Annotated in this window: 17 protein-coding genes; 6 read left to right on the top strand and 11 right to left on the bottom strand. The window is 61.6% G+C overall.

The features are described from left to right. Nucleotides 1-3 precede the first annotated feature (3 nt). On the top strand, nucleotides 4-738 hold the full coding sequence (locus tag ACSQ3E_RS23275) for a 5'/3'-nucleotidase SurE (protein WP_436124474.1): 735 nt from the start codon (nucleotides 4-6) through the stop codon (nucleotides 736-738). A gap of 42 nt (nucleotides 739-780) precedes the next feature. Here the strand turns inward: ACSQ3E_RS23275 and ACSQ3E_RS23270 are convergent, their stop codons facing one another. After that, the gene (locus tag ACSQ3E_RS23270; protein ID WP_436124473.1) at nucleotides 781-1,938 is read right to left on the bottom strand and encodes an MFS transporter; all 1,158 of its coding nucleotides are present in this window, start codon (nucleotides 1,936-1,938) and stop codon (nucleotides 781-783) included. A gap of 95 nt (nucleotides 1,939-2,033) precedes the next feature. After that, entirely contained in the window at nucleotides 2,034-2,240 is a 207-nt protein-coding gene (locus tag ACSQ3E_RS23265; RefSeq protein WP_310329821.1) for a DUF1127 domain-containing protein, read from the bottom strand. A 130-nt stretch (nucleotides 2,241-2,370) separates the two neighbouring features. Here ACSQ3E_RS23265 and ACSQ3E_RS23260 point away from each other — a divergent pair, with 130 nt between their 5' ends. Next, on the top strand, nucleotides 2,371-3,879 hold the full coding sequence (locus ACSQ3E_RS23260) for a winged helix-turn-helix domain-containing tetratricopeptide repeat protein (RefSeq protein ID WP_436124472.1): 1,509 nt from the start codon (nucleotides 2,371-2,373) through the stop codon (nucleotides 3,877-3,879). 114 nt (nucleotides 3,880-3,993) lie between these two features. Here the strand turns inward: ACSQ3E_RS23260 and ACSQ3E_RS23255 are convergent, their stop codons facing one another. Together ACSQ3E_RS23255 and ACSQ3E_RS23250 are read right to left on the bottom strand one after the other, a co-directional pair. Beyond that, entirely contained in the window at nucleotides 3,994-5,619 is a 1,626-nt protein-coding gene (locus ACSQ3E_RS23255) for a serine hydrolase domain-containing protein (RefSeq protein WP_310324420.1), read from the bottom strand. 65 nt (nucleotides 5,620-5,684) lie between these two features. Next, nucleotides 5,685-7,214: an ABC transporter substrate-binding protein gene (locus ACSQ3E_RS23250; protein ID WP_436124471.1), complete on the bottom strand. Its 1,530-nt coding sequence runs from the start codon at nucleotides 7,212-7,214 to the stop codon at nucleotides 5,685-5,687. Between the two features lie 490 nt (nucleotides 7,215-7,704). On the opposite strand from ACSQ3E_RS23250, the gene ACSQ3E_RS23245 reads away from it, so the two are divergent. From ACSQ3E_RS23245 to ACSQ3E_RS23235, 3 genes are all read left to right on the top strand, one after another. Next, complete coding sequence (locus tag ACSQ3E_RS23245; RefSeq protein ID WP_310324418.1) at nucleotides 7,705-8,790, top strand: helix-turn-helix domain-containing protein; 1,086 nt, start codon at nucleotides 7,705-7,707, stop codon at nucleotides 8,788-8,790. A 248-nt stretch (nucleotides 8,791-9,038) separates the two neighbouring features. Further along, nucleotides 9,039-9,947, top strand: coding sequence for a hypothetical protein (locus tag ACSQ3E_RS23240; protein WP_436124470.1), 909 nt, complete (start codon nucleotides 9,039-9,041; stop codon nucleotides 9,945-9,947). 182 nt (nucleotides 9,948-10,129) lie between these two features. Then, nucleotides 10,130-12,325: an esterase-like activity of phytase family protein gene (locus ACSQ3E_RS23235; RefSeq protein WP_310324412.1), complete on the top strand. Its 2,196-nt coding sequence runs from the start codon at nucleotides 10,130-10,132 to the stop codon at nucleotides 12,323-12,325. A 93-nt stretch (nucleotides 12,326-12,418) separates the two neighbouring features. Here the strand turns inward: ACSQ3E_RS23235 and ACSQ3E_RS23230 are convergent, their stop codons facing one another. The 6 genes from ACSQ3E_RS23230 to ACSQ3E_RS23205 form a co-directional block, all read right to left on the bottom strand. Beyond that, nucleotides 12,419-12,757, bottom strand: coding sequence for a slr1659 superfamily regulator (locus ACSQ3E_RS23230; protein ID WP_310324409.1), 339 nt, complete (start codon nucleotides 12,755-12,757; stop codon nucleotides 12,419-12,421). A 19-nt stretch (nucleotides 12,758-12,776) separates the two neighbouring features. Next, nucleotides 12,777-13,334, bottom strand: coding sequence for a slr1658 superfamily regulator (locus tag ACSQ3E_RS23225; protein ID WP_310324407.1), 558 nt, complete (start codon nucleotides 13,332-13,334; stop codon nucleotides 12,777-12,779). A gap of 4 nt (nucleotides 13,335-13,338) precedes the next feature. Next, entirely contained in the window at nucleotides 13,339-15,708 is a 2,370-nt protein-coding gene (locus tag ACSQ3E_RS23220; protein ID WP_310324405.1) for a SpoIIE family protein phosphatase, read from the bottom strand. Then, on the bottom strand, nucleotides 15,705-16,895 hold the full coding sequence (locus tag ACSQ3E_RS23215) for a class I SAM-dependent methyltransferase (RefSeq protein WP_310324403.1): 1,191 nt from the start codon (nucleotides 16,893-16,895) through the stop codon (nucleotides 15,705-15,707). Before ACSQ3E_RS23215 ends, ACSQ3E_RS23220 begins: the two co-directional genes overlap by 4 nt. Continuing rightward, on the bottom strand, nucleotides 16,892-17,365 hold the full coding sequence (locus ACSQ3E_RS23210) for a ubiquinone biosynthesis methyltransferase UbiE (RefSeq protein ID WP_436124469.1): 474 nt from the start codon (nucleotides 17,363-17,365) through the stop codon (nucleotides 16,892-16,894). Before ACSQ3E_RS23210 ends, ACSQ3E_RS23215 begins: the two co-directional genes overlap by 4 nt. A gap of 188 nt (nucleotides 17,366-17,553) precedes the next feature. Beyond that, complete coding sequence (locus tag ACSQ3E_RS23205) at nucleotides 17,554-19,236, bottom strand: putative bifunctional diguanylate cyclase/phosphodiesterase (RefSeq protein ID WP_310324397.1); 1,683 nt, start codon at nucleotides 19,234-19,236, stop codon at nucleotides 17,554-17,556. Nucleotides 19,237-19,566: 330 nt separating this feature from the next. Between ACSQ3E_RS23205 and ACSQ3E_RS23200 the strand changes: the two genes are divergently transcribed. Continuing rightward, entirely contained in the window at nucleotides 19,567-22,050 is a 2,484-nt protein-coding gene (locus ACSQ3E_RS23200) for a DNA translocase FtsK (protein ID WP_436124468.1), read from the top strand. 55 nt (nucleotides 22,051-22,105) lie between these two features. Here ACSQ3E_RS23200 and ACSQ3E_RS23195 read toward each other — a convergent pair whose 3' ends face one another. Beyond that, complete coding sequence (locus ACSQ3E_RS23195) at nucleotides 22,106-22,654, bottom strand: invasion associated locus B family protein (RefSeq protein WP_436124467.1); 549 nt, start codon at nucleotides 22,652-22,654, stop codon at nucleotides 22,106-22,108. Nucleotides 22,655-22,770: the final 116 nt, after the last annotated feature.

Genomic DNA, 22,770 nt, shown 5'->3' with positions numbered 1-22,770 from the left:
GCCATGAGAATCCTGATCTGCAACGACGATGGCATCGCCTCGCCGGGCCTTGCCCGTCTGGTGGCGGCAGCGCAAACCATCAGCGACGATGTCTGGGTCGTGGCGCCCGAGCGCAAACACACCGCCGCCGGGCCGTCGCTGACCATGGCCGAGCCGATCACCATGCGCCGCACTGCCGAGCGCTGGTACTCCTGCTCGGGTCGCCCGGCCGATTGCGTCGTCACCGCGATGACCTGGCTGCTTGCCGGCGACGACAAGCCCGACCTCGTTCTCGGCGGTATCAATGACGGCCGCAACGTTGCCGAGGATCTTGCTTATTCCGGCACGCTCGGCATCGCCCGCGAGGCCAGCTTCTGGGGCGTTCCGGCAATTGGTTTCTCGCAGGTCAAGTCGCCTGAGATTCAGCCCGGGGACGATGCCTGGCTCGGCGGCCTGATCGCCGATCTTTGGCGCAAGCGGGCGGAGTGGGTGCTGGAGGGCCACTGGCTCAGCATCAACCTGCCGTCGTCGCTGCCGGCCGAAATCCGTCAGCCAATGATCGGCCGAGACAAGATCGCCCGGCGCTCGGAAGTCGTGGAACAGGACGGCGACCGCACCGTGCTCGTCGTGCCGCGAGGCCGTGAGCGGACGAGTGTCGAGGGCGACGAGAACAGTACCATCGATGCCGGCTACATCACCGTCAACCGCATCAACTGGTTCGGTGAGACGCGCCTTGCCGAGGGCTTTCTGAAAGGGTGATCGGGGGAGCCAGGTCGCCTATGATGGCGGTTGGCGCCGAGATCAGGCTCGCTGTCTCTCCGCCAGCAGAAACGTCGCCAACACACCGCTCATCAGGCCCAGCGCCAATGGCAGCCCCTGATGTCCAATCAGTTGCATCGTGAGGCCAGTCGCTGGCGATCCGACAATGCCGCCGATGCCCCAGGCTAAGGCGAAGCCCGCATTGCCGGCAATCAGTGCCTGGCCGGTGAAACGCTCGCCGAGTTGGATCAGCGCCATGGTGTAGATCCCGAATGAAGCCCCGCCCCACAGGAAAAGCAGGGACCAGATCGGCCATCCGTCGAAGACCAGCGGCAACAGCAGGCAGCCTGCCAGTGACGCGAGGGCACAGAGCAGCATGGCGCGCGCCGAGCCGAACTGCTCGGCCTGGCGCCCGAGCAGGATCTGCAGAAGGGCGTTGCCGGCGATGAAGCAGGTGATCAGCGACGCGATCCTGCCTTCAGCGCTGCCGAGCGCTGCGCCATAGACCGCAAACAGCGAGATGAAGGTCTGCTCGAAGGCGGCGGCGGTGAAAACCGCAAACAACAACAGCGGGGCAAGCACGATGAAGGCGCCGAGCGACGCCTCGCCGCCATGCGCCATCCTTGGCATGCGCGGCGCAACCGCAAGCACGATCATGCCGCAGATGAGGAATGCCAAGATGCCGACCAAAAACGGCGGCCAGCCTTCCGTGCCGACCAGGCCGAGCGACAACGGGCCGACGGCGAAGCCGCCGGAAACGATCGATGAATAGAGGCCCATGATGCGCCCACGGCGGGATGCAGGGGTGATCGTCAACAGCCAGGTTTCGCTGATCACATAGAGCGGATTGGCGAAGAAGCCGAGCAGGAAGCGCAGCGGCATCCAGGCCCACACGTCCTGCATCAGGGCGATCGCGACCAGCGTCGCCGCTGCCAGCATTGAACACAGGATCGCAAGCCGCGCCGCGCCGAAGCGCCGCGTCAACGCCGGAATGACAGGCGAAGACACGATGAAGCCCAGCGGCGTCATCGCCGCCGACAGGCCGATCAGGCCCGGCGTCGTCCCTTGCCTGTCGAGGATGAAGCTGAGCAGCGGATAGGTCAGCCCCTGTGCAACCGCAAACACCGTGACGGTCGAGATCACACCCGCCATCGCGGACCACGGGATCTCTCGCTCCGATGTCGTGCTCTCGGCCGTCATGCGGACCTCGAAACAGGGCAGCCCAGTTCAGGCACGTCGATCTGCCGGCGTGCGGGGCGAAGAAACTGGACGTCAGGTGTCATTGCAGCTTTGCCTCACGCTTGCCAGAAATGCTTGGCGATCTCCATCTCGACCTGTCGTGCCGTCAGGCCGATATCGTCGATCAGATGGGGATCGGATTTCAATTTCTGCTCGAGTTCCCAGCGGAAACGTATCCGCCAGCGCCAGTTTGCGATGGTGCCTAAGGGGGTCGCCGGTCTTGCCCGAGGCGAGGCAGATGCATCCGTGCAAGTATCGTACATGGCAACCTCCTTCCCTTCGACGCGGACTTTCAACCTGAATGAAGAGGACTTCAGCAGAAGACGAACGGCGGCGTCCTTAAGTCCTGCCAAATAGTTCCAAAAACTTCCAAACCGGCTATAGATGCGCCGCATGAAGCGAGCGCGTTTCACCTTTGGTCCGTTCGTGCTTGATCCGGATGCTGGAACGCTGCTCCGGAACGATGATCCCGTTGCCATAAGCCATCGCGGGCTGAAATTGCTCGCAGCACTGGTCGGGCGATCCGGCGAAATCATCGGCAAGGCTGAGTTGATGGATGCGGCCTGGCCGGGCAGCTCAGTCGAGGAAGGCAACCTCGCCGTTCAGATCGCGCAGCTCCGGAAACTGCTCGGTCCCAACGCCGACGGCGGCGAATGGATCACCACGGTCCCTCGCGTCGGCTACCGCTTCACGGGAGCGGTCGAACCGCTTGGCGAAGCCAGGCGAAAGCCTCTGCCACTCCCCGGCAAGCCGTCGATTGCCGTGTTGCCCTTCGTCAATGTCAGCAACGATCCCGAGCAGGGGGCTTTCGCTGATGGATTGACCGAGGACCTGATCACCGACCTCTCCAGGGTTCCAGGCCTGTTCGTCATCGCCCGCAATTCTTCCTTTGCCTACAAGGGCAGAGCGATGGACGTGCGCATGATCGCAAGCGAGCTCGGCGTGCGCTACCTGCTCGAGGGCAGTGCCCGGCGTGACGCTGGGCGGGTGCGCGTCAACGCTCAGCTTGTCGATGCGGTGAACGGCGATCATCTCTGGGCGGAACGCTTCGACCGCGGCCTGGAAGATATCTTCGCCGTCCAGGACGAGGTCACCAGCAAGATCGTCGAGGCATTGCTCGGCCGGCTGCGCACCCCGCCGCCGCGCATCCGGCCCAAAAACCTCGAGGCCTACGACCTGTGCGTCCGCGCCCGCAAACTGATGGACGATTCACCGCAAGCGGCGCGGGAAGCGCATCTGATGCTCTCTCGCGCGATTTCGCTCGATCCCGGCTACGCCGAGGCTCATCGCTGGCTCGCCATGAACCACTGGATGGGATGGGTGCATAGCGGCGGGCCGGCAGAACCCGCCCGCAAGATCGCGCTCGACCTTGCGCGCAATGCGGTGGCGCTTGATCCCGGCGACGTCGGGTGCCGCTGGGTCCTGGCATATCTGCTTGCCTATGCCAAAAGCTTCGCCGAGGCGGACGCGGAATTCGCTAGGGCGATCGAGCTTGACCCGAACGACGCCGACACCTGGGCGGCACTCTCCGACATCGCGATCCTCGCCGGCCGGATCGATGACGGCCTCGACCACATTCGCAAGGCGTTCCGGCTCAACCCGTTTCCGGCAAGCTGGTACTATCTCACGCTTGGCCAGGCGCAGTACGCGGCCCGGGACTATGAAGCTGCCGTCGAGACATTGCTCAAGGACGAAACCTACCGCACGAGCTCGCGCCGTTTTCTGGCGGCAAGCTTGGCCCAATTGGGCCGGCTCGGCGAAGCGCGTGCGGAAGCCGAACTGTTTCTTGTCGGCAACCCCGAATACACCACCCGCCACTGGATCGCGACGGAGCCGTTCCGTGATGACGCCACACTCGAGCATTTCGTCGAAGGTTTGCGCAAGGCCGGCCTTCCGGAATGAGGCGCAAGCAGTTGCCGATCGTCGTGCAATCTGAGTAGTTCCATAAGATAGATTACGCGGCAATTTTGTGTAGCCGGGTGGGTTCTACCTTGAAGTGCGACTTTGCAACGATACCTAGGGCAGCTTGGTGAGCACCACGTCGCGACCCCGATCGCTGTTGAGCACGATCGCGTCGCTCCTGATGCGAACACTGTAGAGCCACGGCAGCACCCAAGGCGCGATACGCCATTGGTCGTGGATGTCGGCTTCGCTCGGGCGAGCGAGGTACATGTCCGCATCACACGCATCGAGCGAAAGCGTTGCTGCGCCAAAAGGCGATGACACGCGCATGGTCCAGCATCCGTCGGCACTGTCGATGCTTGCGGTCAAACCGCTTTCGGCGCTGCTGTATGTTCCAGACGGGTCGTTCCCGATTTGGGTGGGTGCTTCCACCCGTCGATAGCGCCTTGAACGGCCGAACGTTTCGGTTCGTATGGATCCGTCCGCCTCCAGCGAAAAAACAAATGCCGGCAGCGATCCACGGGCGTGGAACTTGCCCGCTTCTGGTTCCTCCAGCGCCGAGACGCCCATGCTGCCAACGATCGCCGGCAGTCCGCCCGACTCCTCGAGTCCGAAGACGAAGCCGCCATCGTCGGATCGCCAGAACCCGTAACGGGTCTCGATAGATGCAATGCCTTCCGGCGAAATCAGGCCGCCTGGGTCGCGGCCAAGCACGATGTCGAGCATGTCGCGCGCGAGCCCAAACGATGAAAAATCATCGTGATTGGACAAGACGATGATGGAGATGTCTTCCGACAGGTTGCGGAAGGATTCCGAACGCGAGCCAGCGATCCAGCCACCATGGCCGACGAGCGGAACGCCCTTGTGGCATGTGTTGACAAGGCCCAGTCCATAGGGCGACGCAACACCGTTGATCGTCACATAGGGCGTTCCCATGCGCTCGATCATCTCGGCTGTGCCTACCTTTGGCCCCCGCAGGTTTTGTTGCCAGATGATCATGTCCGCCAGGGTCGAGACTAGGCCACCTTCCCCGCCGATGGCTATGCCCCAGGCGGATTTGAGCCACTGGCCCTGTGGGCCTCGCCGGTGATGATCTGCCAAGCCGGGACGGATTTCGTCGTCCCTCACCATCAGGTGGGTGTCAGTCATGCCGAGTGGGCCGGTGATGTAGTGCTCAAGCGCTTCGTTGAAGCTCTTGCCTGTTACCTTCTCGATCAGTTCGGACAGCAAAAGAAAATTCGAATTGCTGTAGAGGAGGTCCGTCAGGGGTTCAAAATTGAGCCCCTGTTGCCGTGCGACGATCGCCTTCGCGGCCGACCTGGAAGACGGCGCGGTGATTGGAATACCTGCCATGATCATCGAATCCAGGATGTCGCGAATGCCGCTGGTGTTCGATGCCAGATGGCCAAGCGTCACCTGGCTGCCCCAGTCGGGCAGCCACGGAAAGTGATCTCGTATGTCGTCTTCGAGCGAGAGCTTGCCCTCAGCCTCCAGCATGAGGATCATCAGCACGGTGAACTGCTTGCTCTGGGACGCAATTCGCACAACCGAGCGGTCCGTCAGCGGCGATCGATGGGCCAGGCTGGCAAGCCCCCTCGCCCGCTCGTAGACGGGCCGGCCCTTGTGCAGAACAGCCACGGCGACGCCGGGCCCGTCGGGCGAAGCGACCTCTGAGATACGTGCATCAAGCAGTGCGGTTTCGGTTGATCCGAGGGATCCCGAAAACAAAGAAACAGACATTTGATATTCCGCCGATATTCGCAACAAGAAGCCTGTCCCCGCAGGGCACGGGGACAGGCTGGTCCTTACTTCTCGAGCGACACGTTCCAGAACGAGGCCCAGGGAGACGGCCAGAAGCCCTGCAATCCGGGCGCCTTGGCCGAAAGCGCGCTAAAGTTTCCAACCTTGATTATTGGTGCTTGCTCCATGATCAGCGACTGCACGGTGCCAAAGGCTGCAACGCGCTTCGCCGGATCGGCGGTACCTGTCAGCGCTGTCATCGCATCCGCAATTTCGGGCGTGCTCCACCAGCCGACCGCCGTTGGAGAAAAGATGTTGATCAGCGCCGGCTCCGCCAGGAACGGGCTGTGCGTGATGAAGATGTCCCACAGCTCAGGGTTTAGAATGCGCTGGGTCAGCGTCGCCCAATCGACGACTTCCATTTTCACGTCGAAACCAGCAAGCTTCAGGTATTCTGCGGCGACCAGCGCCATCTTGTAGTGAAACTCGTACTGGCGGCTGGTTAGAATCCGCAGCGGGGTCGGCGTCGTCAGCCCGGCGTCGGTGAGCAGCTTCTTTGCGGCATCGGCATCGCCGACGTCGTAGTTGCCCTCAACTCCGACGTCACTGTGCCATTGGTATGCCTCCGGATACATTGCGCCCTCGACAGCAAAGAACTTCGGGTCGCCAAACGCGGCAGCGAGCATGTCGCTTTCGCTGAGGGCCGCCTGCACGGCCTTTCTCACCTTTACGTCGGCAAGAACGCCTTGCTTGGCATTCATGCGCATCATCAGCCAGCCCGAATTCTGCAACAGCACTGCCTCCGACTTGCTGTCGGTGAGCCGGCCCATCTGTTCGACGGGAAGCGAGTCCGTATATGCGAATTGCCCCGCGATGGCCCCTTCGAGGCGGGTGGAGGCATCGGGTGCCGGAACGAACCGGATTTCGTCGAGATAGGCAATCCTCGCGCCGGCATAACCGGAGCCTTCCTCGGTACGCAGCTTGTATTTGTCAAAGCGCGTCAGCTGGATGTATTGATCCGGCTTGCGCTCCTTGAGCTGATAGGGGCCAGTGCCGATGACGTCGACCATCGGGTCTGCCTGCTTTTCGCTTGGCAGCATGATCGCCGCGGAATTGTTGAATGCAAGCAGCGCCGGCAGGGCTGAATAGGGTTTGGTCAGGGTGATGCGAATTGTCGACTGATCGACGGCCTCGATCTGCTTGACGGTAGGGGCGATCTGCTTGCCCCGGCCTGCGAGCTTCATCCAGCGGTCCAGGGAGGCGACGACGTCTGCGGCATCGAACTGTGTGCCGTCGTGGAAGGCAACGCCCTGGCGCAGCTTGATGGTGTACACCGTCCCATCGTCGCTCACCTCGGGCAAGCTCTCCGCCAATAGCGGCGCGACGTTCCAGTTCTTGTCGAAGGTAAAGAGCGTCTCGAAGATGTGCTGGCTGATCATGCCGACAAGATCTGTCGACGTGACCATCGCGTCCAGCGTTGGTGGCTCTCCAACCGTCGCGACATTGATGATGCCACCCTTGGTTGGCTCCGCATAAGCCGCAGATGCAGTTGAAAGCGCGGCCACCGCAGAAACAAGAGCCAGTCTCATCGTCATAATGCCAGTCCTCCCAGGCTTCCAGTACAATGGAATATATTCCATATATTAGAGGCTAGGCTTTTGTCGGTTGTTGTCAAACCATTTCTGCCGATCCAGTGGCATTGATGCTTGGGCCAATGCACGTGTACGCATCTTCGCCACCCACTTCGGTGAGCGGAGGTCCGTCCGGATAAGGCGGGCTTGAATGGAATGGAACAACATCCCCCGCCAAGACTGCCGTGAAGCTGCGCGTCAGTTGCGGAGCGGCGCCGCGTCCGAGGTTGCCGATCTGGTGGAGCTGATGTCTGGCTGCGGCTGAATTCGATATCGGCAGGCGTGCCAAGCGACGACATCACCTGCCTCTACTGTCAGCTGCGCTGAGCGAACGCGCGGACATATATTGTAGACATATACTTAAACTTCTGCGCATCGTAAAAGAAGTTTTATGAATAGAAGATAGTTTGATAGGTGGTAATCTCCATTGGTCGCATGGGGGTGCGGTGTGGTCGTGTCAAGTATCTTTCCCGAAACGCAACAGACCGGTGCGAATGGATCAAGAATACAAATTCTCAATTATTCAGCCTCAGGTGACACGGACTCAGACCGCTTTAAATCTTGGCAAGAGCTTCTGGCTTCATTGTTCAGGGTGACGCGACCGTTTCATCGGCCTGAGCACAGTTTTTTCGCCTCGCTCACCGTTTACCACCTCGGCCTGGCGCTGGTTTTGCACGGAAAAAGCGATGCCGTTCGCTATTCGCGATCCGATACCAGGACTCTGCGCGATGACCTGGATCATCTTTTCATCCATGTCTGCAGCCAGGGTGGCGGCCGTCTGCGGCACTCCGGCGAGGCCAGCCGACTGAGCCATCTCGACGTCGGAATCGTCGACCTGGCAAGCCCGCTCGACTTCGTCGCCTATGCCAGCGAAAGCGTAAGTCTTGTATTGCCGCGATCGCTCCTGTCCCCTTCCGCGGGCGAACTGGACAGGCAGCATGGGCGCATTCTGTTGCGGGACACGCCGGTCGGCGGTCTGCTGGGACAGCACATCGTCACCTTGTGCCAGACGGCGCCACGGCTCTGGCTCCACGAGGCGGTGGCGCTTGCCCGGGTCACGGCAAACCTCGCCGACACATGCCTGGCGATCGGAGCCGTGTCGCAGCCGGCGCCGGCAACGGCGCCTCACCGCAGTCTTGTCAGGTCCATTCGCCGCCATATCGAAGAGCGGCTGCACCAGCCGGAACTGACACCCGAAGAGCTGGCCGGCGCGTTCCGTATTTCGCGAAGCCAGCTCTACCGGCTGTTCGAGGCATCAGGCGGTGTCAGGCACTATATCAGCCGCCGCCGTCTTCGCCGCGCCCTGCTCGACATCTGCAGCCCGGCCTTCCGCCATCGTCGTATCGGCGACATCGCTTATGATCTCGGCTTCAGGAACGAGGCGCATTTCAGCCGGATCTTCCATGAGGCCTTCGGCAAGTCGCCTCGCGCCGCGCGTGCTGCCGGCCGGCGCGGAGACGCGGAGTGGCTGACGGCCGCCTCCCCTGCGTCGAGCAGCAATCAACTGGAACATTGGCTCAGGGAACTGATGGTCGGCTGACCGGGTGCCGACGCTGGGCGGCGAGACGCCGGGCAGATGCGGCCTGGGACGAGCAGACATCTTTTTTGGACGCCAGCAGCAAGACGTATTTCTGGAATTGATACAGATTATGTCCAGCGGTGTGGCGGAATAATACTTAAAATACTGTGCAATTGTCGAAGATTGTCTAGTGTGTGGAAGTCAAAAAGGCCGCGCGGCTATTGCTAAACTTGCATCTGAATTTTCAACCAAAATTCCAGGAGGCCAAGATGGCGAAGTTGCATGTCTACAAGAAGGTTGGGAAGGTCTGGTCGAAGGTTGCCGATGGTGACGGAACTGTCAGCACCAGCCAGTCGTTCACGATCGACATCACGTCCGGTTCCGTTGCCAGTGGCAACACCTATGACGTCAGGCAGGGGCAGTCGGCGAGCGGCGACCTGTGCAATTGTACCTCGGTTGCCGGAAAGACCGCGACCTTCAGCGCGGCCCCAGCCGACGAGGCCGACATCCAGGAGCGGGAAGCCGCCAGGCAGAATCTCATGGCCTTCTACTCGGCGCTGGATGCCGTGTCCAAGGCGGTGACGGTTCTTGTCGATCTCGACGACCTGGCAACGCTGAAGGCCAACAACTACGCCATGTGTTTTGCCAAGAAGGTTGCGTCCGGCAGCGACAGCGGCAGCTATAACGTCGTATGGCAGTCGCTCACTGCCTATCTCTACAGCACCGCCTTCTCCTGGACGCCGCAGTTTTCGCTGTTCGGCACCAATATCTTCGCCGACACCGTGACTGTGACCGCGACGACCAACCAGCGGACGCTGGGGCTGGGTCAGCAGTGCCTGCTCGACAGCAACGGCATTCTGCAGCCGCCGGCGACCGGCGGTCCGGCCACCGGCGTCACCATGCAGAACCAGTTCGGCCTGATCCATCCGGCGCTGAGCCAGATCTCCACGCTGAAAGGCGTCCAGCAGACGACGCCGCTTTATGTGGCGCCGAGCGGCATTGTCCAGGGTTCGGTCACGCTGACCCCCATCGACACGGTGATGGTCTGGTTCCAGCAGAACATCTCTACGTCGACGATGTTCAGTTCGGCCCGCTCCAACTCGGTGGAGATCGACCTCACCTCGACCAACACCGCCACGCGCCTCTACAAGGGAGGCCAGTGGTCGACACCGTCCTGACCCCTGCCAGACTTCCCGGGTGGCGAACGTCGCCCGGGAAGTCTTTTGCCGGATAACATGGCGAGTTTGATCGGCGCGGATGCTCGCTGCTCCTGTCATGAAACCATCATCTTCTTGTCATCGCGCTGAAATCTCATTGCCCCAAACGAGGACCGCAATTCGTTCAGGCAAAGAGGTTTCCCATGTCACGCAAGCTCCTGCTTTTGACGTCCGCGCTGGCGGCGTCCGCAGCCTTCCCTGCTTATGCCGACCAGGCGTTCAACCGGATCGCCACCTTCCCGGTCGCCACCAATCTGCCGGCCGGCGTCGACGCCGCGACCCCGACGTCGTCGGAGATCATTGCCGCCACCGAAGACGGCATGACGCTGGTCTATTCGGACAGCCCACTCGGCGCCGTCGGCTTCATCGATATCACCGACGCCAAGGCACCGAAGGCCGCCGGCATCGTCAAGATCGAAGGCGAGCCGACCTCCGTCACGGTGCTGGGCGGCAAGGTCTTCGCCGGCGTCAACACCTCGAAGAACAAGCAGGAGCCATCGGGCAACCTGACCATCATCGACCTCGCCTCCAAGGCGATCGACGCCTCCTGCGATCTCGGCGGCCAGCCCGACTCGGTGGCGCTGAGCAAGGACGGCAAGCTCCTCGCCATCGCCATCGAAAACGAGCGTGACGAAGAGCTGAACGAAGGCGCACTGCCACAGCTGCCCGCCGGCAACCTCAAGATCGTTTCCCTGAAGGACGGTGCTGTCGATTGCGCTTCGATCAAGACGGTCGACCTGACCGGCATCGCAGCTGTGTCGCCGGAGGATCCGGAGCCGGAATTCGTCGCCTTCAATGAAGCCGGTGAGATTGCCGTCACGCTGCAGGAAAACAACCACATCGCCATCGTCGATGCGGCCTCGGGCAAGATCGTGTCGCATTTTTCGGCTGGCGAAGTGACGCTCGAAAACGTCGACACCAAGAAGGACGGGGCGCTCAGCTTCACCGGCAAGGTCGAGAACGCACCGCGCGAACCCGATGCGGTCAAGTGGCTCGACAATGACCGCCTCGTCGTTGCCAATGAAGGCGACTACAAGGGCGGTGCGCGGGGCTTCACCATCTTCTCCAAGACTGGCGAAGTGCTCTACGAATCCGGTCCGTCCTTCGAATACCAGGCGGCCGCCGCTGGTCACTATCCCGACGCCCGCAACAAGAAGGGCATCGAGCCAGAAGGCCTGGAGTTCGCACAGTTCGGCGACCAGAAATACATCTTCGTTGCCGCCGAGCGCGCGTCGTTGATCGGCGTCTACAAGGACACCGGCAAGGAACCGGAATTCGTCCAGCTCCTGCCCTCTGGTATCGGTCCGGAGGGCCTCGTCGCCGTCCCGCAGCGCAACCTGCTGGTCACTGCCAACGAGACGGACCTCGTCGAGGACGGCCTCGCCCGTTCGCATGTCATGGTCTATGAGCTCGGCGAAGGTGCCGCCAACTATCCGCAGATCGTGGCCGCTCCCAATGATGACGGCACGCCGCTCGGCTGGGGTGCGCTCTCGGGCCTCGCCGCCGATCCCAAGGAGGCCGGCAAGCTCTATGCGGTGTCGGACTCGGTCTACCGTTCGGCGCCGGCGATCTTCACCGTCGACACCACCAAGACCCCTGCCCTGATCACCGCAAAGACCGTCGTCACGCGCGATGGCAAGCCGGCCCAGAAGCTTGACCTCGAAGGCCTGGCACCGGACGGCAAGGGCGGTTTCTGGCTCGCCTCTGAAGGCCGCACCGACAAGCTGACCCCGCACGCCATCTTCAACGTCAACGCCAAGGGCGAGATCAAGGAAGAGATCGCGTTTCCGGCCGAACTGCTGGCGCACGAGACCCGCTTCGGCCTCGAAGGAATCACCACGCTCGGCGAAGGCGACGACCTCACCCTGGTCATGGCGATCCAGCGCGAATGGGCCGACGACCCCAAGGGCCAGGTAAAGCTTGTCGCCTACAAGCCCAAGGACAAGGAATGGTCGGCAGTCCGCTATCCCCTCGACAAGACCGAGAAGGGCTGGGTCGGCCTGTCGGAGATTGCCGCCCACGACGGCAAGCTGTTCATCGTCGAACGTGACAATCTGATCGGCCAGGAAGCCTTCAACAAGCGCCTCTATTCGGTCGCGCTCGATGGCTTCAAGCCGGCCAAGCTCGGCGGCGAGCTGCCGGTTGTGGAAAAGACGCTGGTGCGCGATCTCGTGCCCGACCTCAAGGCCGCGACCAAAGGCTACGTCGTCGACAAGGTCGAAGGCTTTGCCATCGATGCGTCAGGCGAAGCCTTTGTCGTCACCGACAATGACGGCGTCGACGACTCCTCGGGCGAAACGCTGTTCATTCGCCTGGGCAATATCGCTGCCATCAACTGACCGGACGGCGAGAGCCGAAACGACAACGCCGCGGCATCGATGCCGCGGCTTTTTCTGTCCTGTGCGACGGATGTTACCTGCCGCCTTGCCGCTTCAGTCGATTTGCAACACCAGCGCCGGATGCAGCTTCTTCAGGTTTGGCAGCGACTTGGACTGCCAGGGAATCTCGGAGCTGCCGCGCACGACGAGCTGAACGTCGGGGTGTTTGCGCACTTCGATGGTGAACTTGGCCAGAAGATTGATGCCGGATGAGTTGAGAAACTCGAGGTCGGTCAGGTTGAGCGTCATGGTTTCAGGCTTTTCGGCCAGGATGGCCGTCATCACCGCCAGTACCGGCGCGTAGGCTTCCGAACCAGAAAGCCGCATGGAGCCGTCGAAATAGACATCGCTGTTTTCGGTCCAGACGCGATAGTCATCGGTTCTTACTTCCATGGGCGCCTTCATTCTTTCTTTAGTGAGCCTGCGAGATCGGGATCGTGGCATAGGTCTCGACGTGAACCCGGTTGCTGGATTCAACCGGGCTGAAGATCCATGCCAGTCGGGCGCCATAGTCGCTCATCAGCGTGAGCAATCCAAGCCCGGAGCCGGTAGCATCGGGATCGGCGGCATTTGCCTCAATCTGCTGGATCAAAAGGTCTCCCGGATCACCTATGGTAATCTGGGAGAGAAGCTTCTGAAACGTCACCGCGGTCTTGTCGGCAACGACGTTGGAAACCTTAACTTTGAAGTTGTTTGAGTCCATTGATGCTTCGACGATGATCTCGCCCGGCTCGCGAAACTTCACCGCATTCTCGATCAGTTCGTTGACGAGGTATCCAATGCTGTGGCGCACTTCCTTGTAGTCGTTTCGCGATGCGTGGAAGGGCAGCGCGAAAAGATCGGCGATGAAATCCGAAGTCGTTGCGCAATGGTGCCATTTCAGGTCCAGCGGCCCGTCAAACAACCTGACGCGGCTGATATTGTCGCGCATGCCCATCGCAATGTCGGCCGGACCATACATAGTTGTCATGTGCTCACCTGTGCCTCATGACGACGAGTGTAATATCGTCGTGTATCTTCCGTGTGCCGATATATGCCATCAGGTCATCGACAATTCCCGTCTTGATCTCTTCCGCGCTGCTACCATAGCGCGACCGTGCACTTTCGCTGAGCCGGTCGAGGCCGAACAGCTTGCCGCCAGACCCCTCTGCTTCGGTCACGCCGTCGGTGTGAAGCACGATGACGTCGCCGCTACTGAACGGGATATTGCGGGTGGCTACGAAAGGCGAAATGTCGCGCTCAAGGCCGACCGGCAGGCCGAGGTCAAGCGTGTCTATCCGCTCGACCTTGCCTCCGGCGCGGACAACCAGAACCTCTTCATGCTGACCCGACAGGACGAGGCGCTCGTCTTCATAGTCGAGGAAGGCCAGTGAAAGGTGTTTGTCGGAATTGGTGCGCTCCAGGTTCTTGAAGATGGCGCGATTCAGCCGATCGAGGAACTGGCGGGGATTGTCCTCGCCCGTCTCCTGCAGCGCGCGCGCAACCGACTGCACCATCAGCATCAGCACGCCGCTCTCCAGGCCGTGCCCGGTAACGTCGCCAATGCCGATCTTCAGGCGGTTCCCATCCTGCAACACGTCGTAATAGTCGCCACCGACCTCGTCGGCCGGCCGCATATAGGCTGCGATTTCGATGCCGGGGATCAGCGCCAGTTCGCGCGGCTTGGGCAGCACCATCATCTGGATCTGGCGCGCGACGTCAAGTTCGGCGCCGAGGCGCACGTTTTCGCTGCGCAACTTTTCATTGAGCGAAGAGATTTCGACATTGGCGTCTTCGAGATCCCTGGTGCGTTCATCGACCAACTGTTCAAGGTTCTCGGTGTGGAAGCTAATCTGCTCAGCCATGCGGTTGAAGGCCACGCCAACCTCGCCGACCTCGTCTTTGGACGGGATGTTGACGCGGACGGAATAGTCCTTCGCCTGTAGCCTTCGGGCCCCGGCGGCAAGGGCGCTGAGGCCCGCCGTGATACGTTTGGACAAGCCAAACACCGCGGCAAACACGATCATCAGAGACACGATGATCGCCAGGAGCTGGTAGAGCAGGATCCGGTTCGTCGCCTTCGAAATGCTGTCCTGTGCTGCAAACAACGCGGCATAGATCTCGCGCTCGGGCACGACGATGCCGACCGACATCGCCTGTTTTTCGATAGGCCCTGTGGTCCACAGATTGGTCGGCTTCAGCCCCTTCAGGACAACGATGTAAGGAACGTTTTCGCCGTCCTCCTGCAGCAGCACATGCTGGATCACGCCGTCATTGCTGCTATTGAGGTCGAGGGTCGCGATCGCGGGCTGGGTGCTGGAACGCAGCGAGCGCTCCAAGCCTGTGACCCCGTCCGTACCCTTTTCATTCGAGGAAACCAGCCCGATTGTTGCTTCGCTCTTCGGGTTGATGGCCACCACGTTGCCGTTCGGCATCGTCAGGAAACCGAAGCCGGTTTCAGCGATCTTGACGTTCTCGACGATCTCGGCGAGTTGGTCGAGGGTGATATCGGCGCCGGCGGCACCTGCCACGCCCGTGCGGTCACGCGTCCACAGCGGATGGAAGAAGCTGACGATCAGCTTGCCGGTGATCGCGTCAGTGTAAGGCGCGGTCTGGGTGATGTCGTTGTCGGGGATGAAACGCGACGCTGGGTCGAGCGCCCATTTCTGCCACGAGCCATAGATGCCGGGGAAGAAGAACTCCCAGAATTCCGAATTGTTGTGACCGGGATAGAGGCGGTCGAAGGTCTGCGCCTGGTCCGTATAGGGCGCCGTCCTGAAGATCGGGCGCTCCTTCGGGCCGATGTAATACATCTGCAGCTTTGACGAACCGCTGGTCAGCAGGCTCGGCGCGACGAGGTCGAGCACTGCGCTGTTTTCGATCTCTTCCTGGACCGCCGGCAGCGGCTTGTGGTCGGGGCCAAGCAGGTAGCCCCAGACGCTGACCACGGACGGTGCGCCGGGCAGGTTCTGCGCCCACTGTCCCTTGGTGTCATAGACCACATTCACTGAAGCCGCGGCCTGGTTTGCCAGCGTGGCGCCGACCTGTTTTTGCCGGTCGGGATCGTCGATCTGCCCCTGAATCACGCCTGCCAGCGTCTTGACGTCGGCATGGACGCGGTCGAGCAACAGGTCGACCCGCGAAGCCGTCGACTCGGCATAGGAGCGGATATATTCTTGGTTTGCCGTCGTCAGGCCGGCGCCGACCTCCGAGGTCGCGTCCTGCGACAACCGCTGCACGTTCCACAGTGCAAGGCCGCCGCTCATCAAAAGGTCGAACAGGACCGCTCCGCCCACCACCAGCACGAACTTCGCGCGGAAGGAATGCAGTCCGAAACGTGGGGTGTCCTGTATCTCCGTGCTCATAGCGGCTTCTGCCCCGAGGCAGCCCAGATTGGCCAGCCGGCATACCCTTTCGGGTGGAGTGCGGCGGAGATGTGGTCCTTGAAACCTTGCCTGAACTGCTTGATGAATTCGCCAGAATCGCCGCGCTTGACCGCCATGTCGCCAGCATAGACGTCTTCCCATGCGGCGATCATGTCGGCAAAGTCCTTCGGGTCGCCGTCGAGATTTGTCACCATGAACGACTCGACGCGGATGTCGTCGAAGCCGGCATCGGCCAGGTAGCGCCGGCTCTTTGGCCCGAGCTCGACGTCCATGTCGAAGTGTTCGAACAGTTTGGCTACCTCGTTGTAGGTCCAGCGGATGCTCTCGCCGCGCGGTTCGCCTAGGCAGTGCGAGTTCTTCTCGTTGGTGATGTAGACCCGGCCGCCCGGCTTGCAGATCCGGAACAGCTCCTTGAGGATCTGCGCCGGACGATTGAAGATCTGCAGCGAGTGCCGGCAGGTGACGAGATCGAACTGGTCGTCATCGAGCAGCATCTCGGAGGCATCGCCATAGGTGTATTCGATGCCAGTGATGTCGAACTCGCTGGCGACGTTTCGAGCATAGGCCAGGCTTGACTTGGAATGATCGAGGGCGACGATCCGCGACGGCTCGAACTCCTTCTGAACCAGCACGGCGAAATCGCCGATGCCGCAGCAGATGTCAGCCATGACGATGCCCGGACGCATGCCGTGGCGTGGCAGGATCGAGCGCTCGTGCCGCCAGGTCATCTTGGTCTGGGTCCGCAGGATGGGGATGAAGCCACCCTCTTCGAGGAAGCTCTGGCCGGGATAGAACTCGCTGTCATATTCCTCGACAGTGATGCCCGGCTCGATCTTGCTGAGGCGACCGAACTTGCGCGTCGTCCAGCCGACGACGCTGGAGGTAATGACAACGAATCTCAGGTCCGGCCTGACCCGGCATGCGTCGATGATGACGCGTGAGAAGGCATGGAACGCAGTGTTGTTCATCTGCGCGAGGCGTCTGACATTGATGTAAAGCACGCCGCGGACGCTTTCGATGGATTCCTTCAGCAGGCCTAGGCTAGGCGCCAACTCATCAATCGTTTGCGGGCGTACCGACCCGGCAAGCGAGAATTCCTGGTTGTTCAGGTCAAAATGCGCCTTGAAGCGCCCCGATATGTTGGAGGGGTGAGGATGTGCAGTCAATTTGCCAGGCCCCCGAGCGGAAGATCGACGACGATCGTAACCGTATCGGCATCGACCTCTTCAAGCCGAAGCGTGGCATTGTAGTTAACGGTCAGTTCGAGAAGCATCATGTCGCGACTAGGTGCGACATCGCCTGAAAGCGAACTCAGATAGCGCGCCTGCCGATCGGCACCCTGGACCCGCGCAACGGCGGCCTCCAGGAAGGCGTGCTCTTCCTTGCTGCAGGCAAACGTCAACTCGATCCGGTCGGTCTCATCGAGGCGAGACAGCCGGCATTCGAGTGCGCCCCCAGAGTGACGGGTCCTGAAAGTGACCTCCAGCAATTCATTCAATGCGGATGAAAAGAGATTTGAAAACAGAACGGAGTCGGGCCTGTTATGGCTGATCGTACGCGCCAGATAGCTCGAAATGTAGTCGCAATGCGCCCAATTCGAAAGGAAAGATGCGATCTCCATGTCGACCTGGATCATCGTGCGAAAACTTGGGTCCGCATTCGCATCTTTCGTAGGCATGTCACCCTCTTATCGTTGGCCGGGCAACAGGATTGCTCGGCTTATTTGCGGTGCCCGGCCCGATGTTGGTTGGGCCTGACACTATCCGTATGTATGGCCTTGTTCGCCTGCCCCGTCGAGGCAAGCTTGTTGGGTGTTGCCTGTCGTCATGATCGGTCTTGTTCTTGCGGCGCTTTCTGCTCCGCCGGCGGGCGGTCCGCAAACTCACCCGTCGCGTCCGCCCCCATCGGCCGCCCGAGAAAGTTCCCCTGCAAGCAATCACAGCCCTCTTCGATCAACCAGTGTGCCTGGCCGGCCGTTTCGACCCCCTCCGCGGTGACGCTGATACCCAGGCCGTGTGCCAGGCTCATGACAGACCGGACGATGGCCTGGCTCTTGCGGTCGGCAACCAGGTCCTTGATGAAATACTGGTCGATCTTCAGCGTATCGAACGGAAAATTCTTGAGATAGCTCAGCGACGAGTAGTGCGTGCCGAAGTCGTCGAGGGAAATCCGGATTCCCAGGACATTAAGGGTGTTGAGAGTGTCGAGATTGTCGACCGTCTGCTCCAGCAGCACCGTTTCGGTGATTTCGAGCTCCAGGCGGTCGGCCCGGATGCCGACCTTGTCGATGATCTGTGCCACGGTATCGGTGAGAGAACCGCTCAGGAACTGCGCCGGCGACAGGTTCACCGCAATGCTCAGAGAAGAAGGCCAGGTCATCGCTTGGCGGCAGGCTTCCTCGAGCACCCAGCGGCCAATGTCGTCCATCAGGCCGTCGGCCTCGGCGATCGGAATGAACACGTTCGGCGGAATGAGGCCAACCTCGGGGTGGTGCCATCTCAGCAGCGCCTCGAACCCGATCACCGTTGATGGTGGGCGAATGAGCGGCTGATATTCGAGGTAGAGCTCCTGCCGCTCCAGGGCCATGCGCAGGCTTCGCCGCAGGTTCTCCCGCTGTTCCAGGAGCAGCATCATCGAGCGATTGAACGTGCGGGCGCAGCCCCGGCCATCGCGCTTGGCCGCGTAAAGGGCGATGTCGGCCGCCTTCATCAGCTCTTCGCTCTCGATCCCGTGCTGGGGGCCGAAGGCGATGCCGACGCTGGCGCCAACAAAAAGCGGTATGTCGTTGATGACGAAGGGCGCCTTGAAGGCATCGACGATCGCCTGCGCGAGCCGCTCGGCGGCCATGGGCTGCTGCTTGCCGGCCTGGATCACCGCGAACTCGTCGCCGGCGTATCTGTAGGCGGCATCACCATCCTGCAGGGCGCCGCGGATCCGATTTGCGGCAAGCTGCAGCAAGGTGTCGCCGGTGCCATGGCCAAGCGTGTCGTTGACCGATTTGAAGTCGTCGAGGTCGATCTGCAGCAGTGCCGACTTGTCCCGGGAATCGCCGCTTTCCGCCAGGACCTCGTCCAGGCGCTCGCTGAAGCGGCGGCGGTTTTGCAATCCGGTCAAGGCGTCGTGCGTCGCCTGATGCTGCAGCAGCTTCACGCGATCTGCTTCTTCGGTGGCAGCGCGACCGTCCTGCCCTGTTTCCGCAGTCTCTATGATGCCGACGCCATCAGCCATTCCGAAGCAGAAGATGGTGCCCGCCGGCTGGCCCGACAAAGCCTTGAGCTTGATTCGGGTTGACGAACCGTCGCGCGCGGCGAGCTGCATTGCTGCGCGAAGCTCGGTTTCACCAAAGTTCGGGTAGATTTCCCAGGCCATGGCACCGGGGGTCATTGCGTTTCCGCGAATGCTTTTCAGCCTGGCCGAGCAGTCGGTCAGCCGGAAATCGTGGTCATAAAATGAAACAAGATCAGCGGTGTTTGCCAGGAAGCCTGCAAAGCGTCCATCATGGACCAACGAGAGGTTCGAGGGCCCCGGCCCTCCACCTCTTTTGCCCCCAGCCTTCGGATACCCAAACCAATTCCAAAAGCGGTACAAGTCCGCATCTCCTTACCGCATGACGTAAAGTTAGCACAGCGGAACAAGGGCTTGCAAACTGCTGGCGTGGGAACTCCACAGCCCATCCTTTGACGTCTGCTGTCATATTGCATTCTGCTAACAAACTTAGAGGGACCTCTTATCGCGTCCGCGAATTGACGAGTCCGATCACAAAGCAGGAAGCTGGAAGGAACTGTTAACCACTCGCTTCCTATTGCTCGGGGGACGTTTCATCAGCGAGTCTTGAGTATGGGAAGCACGCGTTTGCCTCGAGTGAATTTTTCGAACCAAGCCTCGCACGATGACCGCCCAGATCGCCCTGAAAACAAGGGTGACAGGACGCATGTGCCCTCGCCGGCCGATGGCCCCGGCTGGCAGGACTATTTCTACCTGGCGCCCAATGTGCGCTTCACCCGCACGCCCGACTACGACGCCGCCAAGCGCCAGGCATACGAGGCGGCGGAGGCCGCCCATAATGAAGCCCAGGCGAATGTCGCGGCAGTTCAGCCGCAGGCAAGCGAGCGCGCGGTAGCTGCCGTGCCTGTTGCCGCTCCTGCTCCGGCCAGGCCGGCAACCGTGACGACAGGGGCCCAGGTCGTGGAAGCCTTGCAGGCGCAGATCGCCAGCAGGACCGCAGCACAGGCGGTTCAGGCACACTCGCCCGCGCGGCAAGCCGCAGCAGTCGTGCAGCCGGCCGCCTCGCCGCCACAGTCGGCAGCCAAGCCTGCAGATACCGGTGTGGCCGCCGCAGCCCAGCCGAAGAAGGCTAGGTGGTCCTATCTTTCCGACCATGCATTTTTCGAGCTGATGGCGCCAAACACGTCGGACGGTCCTTCGCCGACCGTCCCGGTCGTTGCCACCCGTCCGGCGCCCGTACCGGCCGCCCGGGTTGCGCCGGCGCCGATCGTCACCAGGCAGCCCGAGATTCCGGCAGCGGAACTCACAGCGCTGTTCCGTGTCATCGAGTGCATTCCGCCCCACCAGGTCATGACAGCGCCGGCAGCGCCCGCCAACTCCAACCAGGCGACCCTCGAAGCGCCCGCGACTGCCGAGCGCGCTGAGCCCGCTCCGGTCGTCGCAACGGCGCCAGAGCCAGTCAACAGTGGCGTCACGGAGCCGTTGGCCCCGGCGCGTGCGGTGTCGCCCTTGCCCCTGATGGGCAGGATCGTGCCGGCAACTACTGGCGATGCCTATGAACTGCCCTCCGAGGAGCTGTTGCAGCTGCCCCCTGCAGGCCAGGGGTTCTACATGTCGCAGGAGCGGCTGGAGCAGAACGCCGACCTGCTGGAAAGCGTGCTTGAGGACTTCGGCGTCCGCGGCGAGATCATCCATGTTCGCCCGGGCCCGGTGGTGACGCTCTACGAGTTCGAGCCGGCGCCGGGCGTGAAGTCCTCGCGAGTTATCGGCCTTGCCGACGACATCGCCCGTTCGATGTCGGCGATATCAGCGCGTGTCGCCGTTATCCCTGGCCGCAACGTCATTGGCATCGAGCTGCCGAATGAGACGCGCGAGACGGTCTATTTCCGCGAGCTGATCGAGTCGGACGGCTTCCGCAACACGGCGTGCAAGTTGGCGCTCTGCCTTGGCAAGACGATCGGCGGCGAGCCGGTCATCGCCGAGCTCGCCAAGATGCCTCACCTGCTGGTCGCCGGCACCACCGGTTCGGGCAAATCGGTCGCCATCAACACCATGATCCTGTCGTTGCTCTACCGGCTGAAGCCGGAAGAGTGCCGCCTGATCATGGTCGATCCGAAGATGCTCGAACTCTCCATCTATGACGGCATCCCGCATCTTCTGACGCCTGTGGTCACCGACCCGAAGAAGGCGGTCACTGCGCTCAAGTGGGCGGTGCGCGAGATGGAGGACCGCTATCGCAAGATGGCTCGGCTCGGCGTGCGCAACATCGACGGCTACAACGAGCGCGCCGCGATTGCCCGCGACAAGGGCGAGACGGTGGTGATGCAGGTGCAGACCGGCTTCGAGAAAGGCACCGGCGTGCCCTTGTTCGAGGAGCAGGAGATCGACCTCGCGCCGATGCCCTACATCGTCGTCATCGTCGACGAGATGGCCGACCTGATGATGGTCGCCGGCAAGGAGATCGAAGGCGCAATCCAGCGGCTTGCCCAGATGGCCCGCGCCGCCGGCATCCACCTGATCATGGCGACGCAGCGTCCTTCGGTCGACGTCATCACCGGCACGATCAAGGCCAATTTCCCGACCCGCATCTCGTTCCAGGTGACATCGAAGATCGACAGCCGCACTATCCTTGGCGAACAGGGCGCCGAACAGCTGCTCGGCCAGGGCGACATGCTCCACATGGCCGGTGGTGGCCGCATCTCCCGTGTCCACGGCCCGTTCGTCTCGGATGCCGAGGTCGAACATGTCGTCACCCATCTCAAGGCACAGGGGCGTCCCGAATATCTCGAGACCGTCACCGCCGACGAAGACGATGAGGTGCCGGAAGCCGAGGACACGCCGGTCTTCGACAAGGGTGCCGTCGCTGCCGAGGATGGCGACTCGATCTATGACGAAGCGGTGAAGGTGGTGCAGCGCGACAAGAAGTGCTCGACCTCCTACATCCAGCGCCGTCTCGGCATCGGCTACAACCGTGCCGCGTCGCTGGTCGAGCGCATGGAAAAGGAAGGCCTTGTCGGCGCGCCCAACCATGTCGGCAAGCGCGAGATCATGGCCGGCCGCCGCGACCACACGCCAACAAACGACGACCAGGACTGATCATAGGTCTGGTTGAAAGACAGGGCGAGACCAACCGCCCTGCCCCCGCCTGCGCCTACTTGATGGCCTGCAGCTTGTCGATCGCGGCGGTGAAGCCCGCCAGCGAAACCGGGATCGCCACCGCCTTGCGCGTGACCGATTCCATGCCGACGTTCAGGTTTGTGCCGGCCTTCATCGCCGTGATCAGTTCCGGCGTCAGTGGTGCCGCGGCATAGGCTCCGTTCTGGTCGCTCGTCTGGATCGCGACGGTCACCTTCTCGCCCTGGTCGATCTGGTAGGACGCGCCGGACGGCAGGAACAGTCCATGCGGCAGCGCAAGCAGCATGGCGAGCCCGCCCTTGGCGTTTTCCTTGCGAATAGTGACCGTCAACACACGCTGACCTGTCTTTGACTCGGTCAGATTCTGCGACACCTGGCATTGTAGTTCGTTGATTGTCGCACCGCTGGCGCAGTTGACTGCCCATGGATTTGCTTCGACCGGCTTGGCCTCGGCGGGCTTGGCTTCCTGCGCGAATGCGCTGCCGGCAAACAACAGCGCAAGCACAGCAGCGCCGATGTTGACAGCTCGGACGGGCGTTGTCGTTCGCACGGAATTGGGGCTCATTTTGCTTGCCTTGGCTGGGGATAAACTGGTTCGACTTGGATGAACTTAGGCTGAAAAAAGCGCGGGTTCTGTTGCTCTACTGCAACAAAACTTCTTTTTATGCTAATACACGCAAT

The organism is Aminobacter sp. LjRoot7 (assembly GCF_964252895.1).
Classification (GTDB): domain Bacteria; phylum Pseudomonadota; class Alphaproteobacteria; order Rhizobiales; family Rhizobiaceae; genus Aminobacter; species Aminobacter aminovorans_B.
The sequence above is the reverse complement of the archived record's forward strand: the minus strand, read 5'-3'. Positions and strand labels throughout refer to the sequence as shown.

Excerpts from the sequence above, each read along its gene's own strand:
- ACSQ3E_RS23275 (WP_436124474.1), top strand. The coding sequence starts at position 4 with ATGAGAATCCTGATCTGCAACGACGATGGCATCGCCTCGCCGGGCCTT.
- ACSQ3E_RS23270 (WP_436124473.1), bottom strand. The coding sequence starts at position 1,938 with ATGACGGCCGAGAGCACGACATCGGAGCGAGAGATCCCGTGGTCCGCG.
- ACSQ3E_RS23265 (WP_310329821.1), bottom strand. The coding sequence starts at position 2,240 with ATGTACGATACTTGCACGGATGCATCTGCCTCGCCTCGGGCAAGACCG.
- ACSQ3E_RS23260 (WP_436124472.1), top strand. The coding sequence starts at position 2,371 with ATGAAGCGAGCGCGTTTCACCTTTGGTCCGTTCGTGCTTGATCCGGAT.
- ACSQ3E_RS23255 (WP_310324420.1), bottom strand. The coding sequence starts at position 5,619 with ATGTCTGTTTCTTTGTTTTCGGGATCCCTCGGATCAACCGAAACCGCA.
- ACSQ3E_RS23250 (WP_436124471.1), bottom strand. The coding sequence starts at position 7,214 with ATGACGATGAGACTGGCTCTTGTTTCTGCGGTGGCCGCGCTTTCAACT.
- ACSQ3E_RS23240 (WP_436124470.1), top strand. The coding sequence starts at position 9,039 with ATGGCGAAGTTGCATGTCTACAAGAAGGTTGGGAAGGTCTGGTCGAAG.
- ACSQ3E_RS23235 (WP_310324412.1), top strand. The coding sequence starts at position 10,130 with ATGTCACGCAAGCTCCTGCTTTTGACGTCCGCGCTGGCGGCGTCCGCA.
- ACSQ3E_RS23230 (WP_310324409.1), bottom strand. The coding sequence starts at position 12,757 with ATGGAAGTAAGAACCGATGACTATCGCGTCTGGACCGAAAACAGCGAT.
- ACSQ3E_RS23225 (WP_310324407.1), bottom strand. The coding sequence starts at position 13,334 with ATGACAACTATGTATGGTCCGGCCGACATTGCGATGGGCATGCGCGAC.
- ACSQ3E_RS23220 (WP_310324405.1), bottom strand. The coding sequence starts at position 15,708 with ATGAGCACGGAGATACAGGACACCCCACGTTTCGGACTGCATTCCTTC.
- ACSQ3E_RS23210 (WP_436124469.1), bottom strand. The coding sequence starts at position 17,365 with ATGATCCAGGTCGACATGGAGATCGCATCTTTCCTTTCGAATTGGGCG.
- ACSQ3E_RS23200 (WP_436124468.1), top strand. The coding sequence starts at position 19,567 with ATGGGAAGCACGCGTTTGCCTCGAGTGAATTTTTCGAACCAAGCCTCG.
- ACSQ3E_RS23195 (WP_436124467.1), bottom strand. The coding sequence starts at position 22,654 with ATGAGCCCCAATTCCGTGCGAACGACAACGCCCGTCCGAGCTGTCAAC.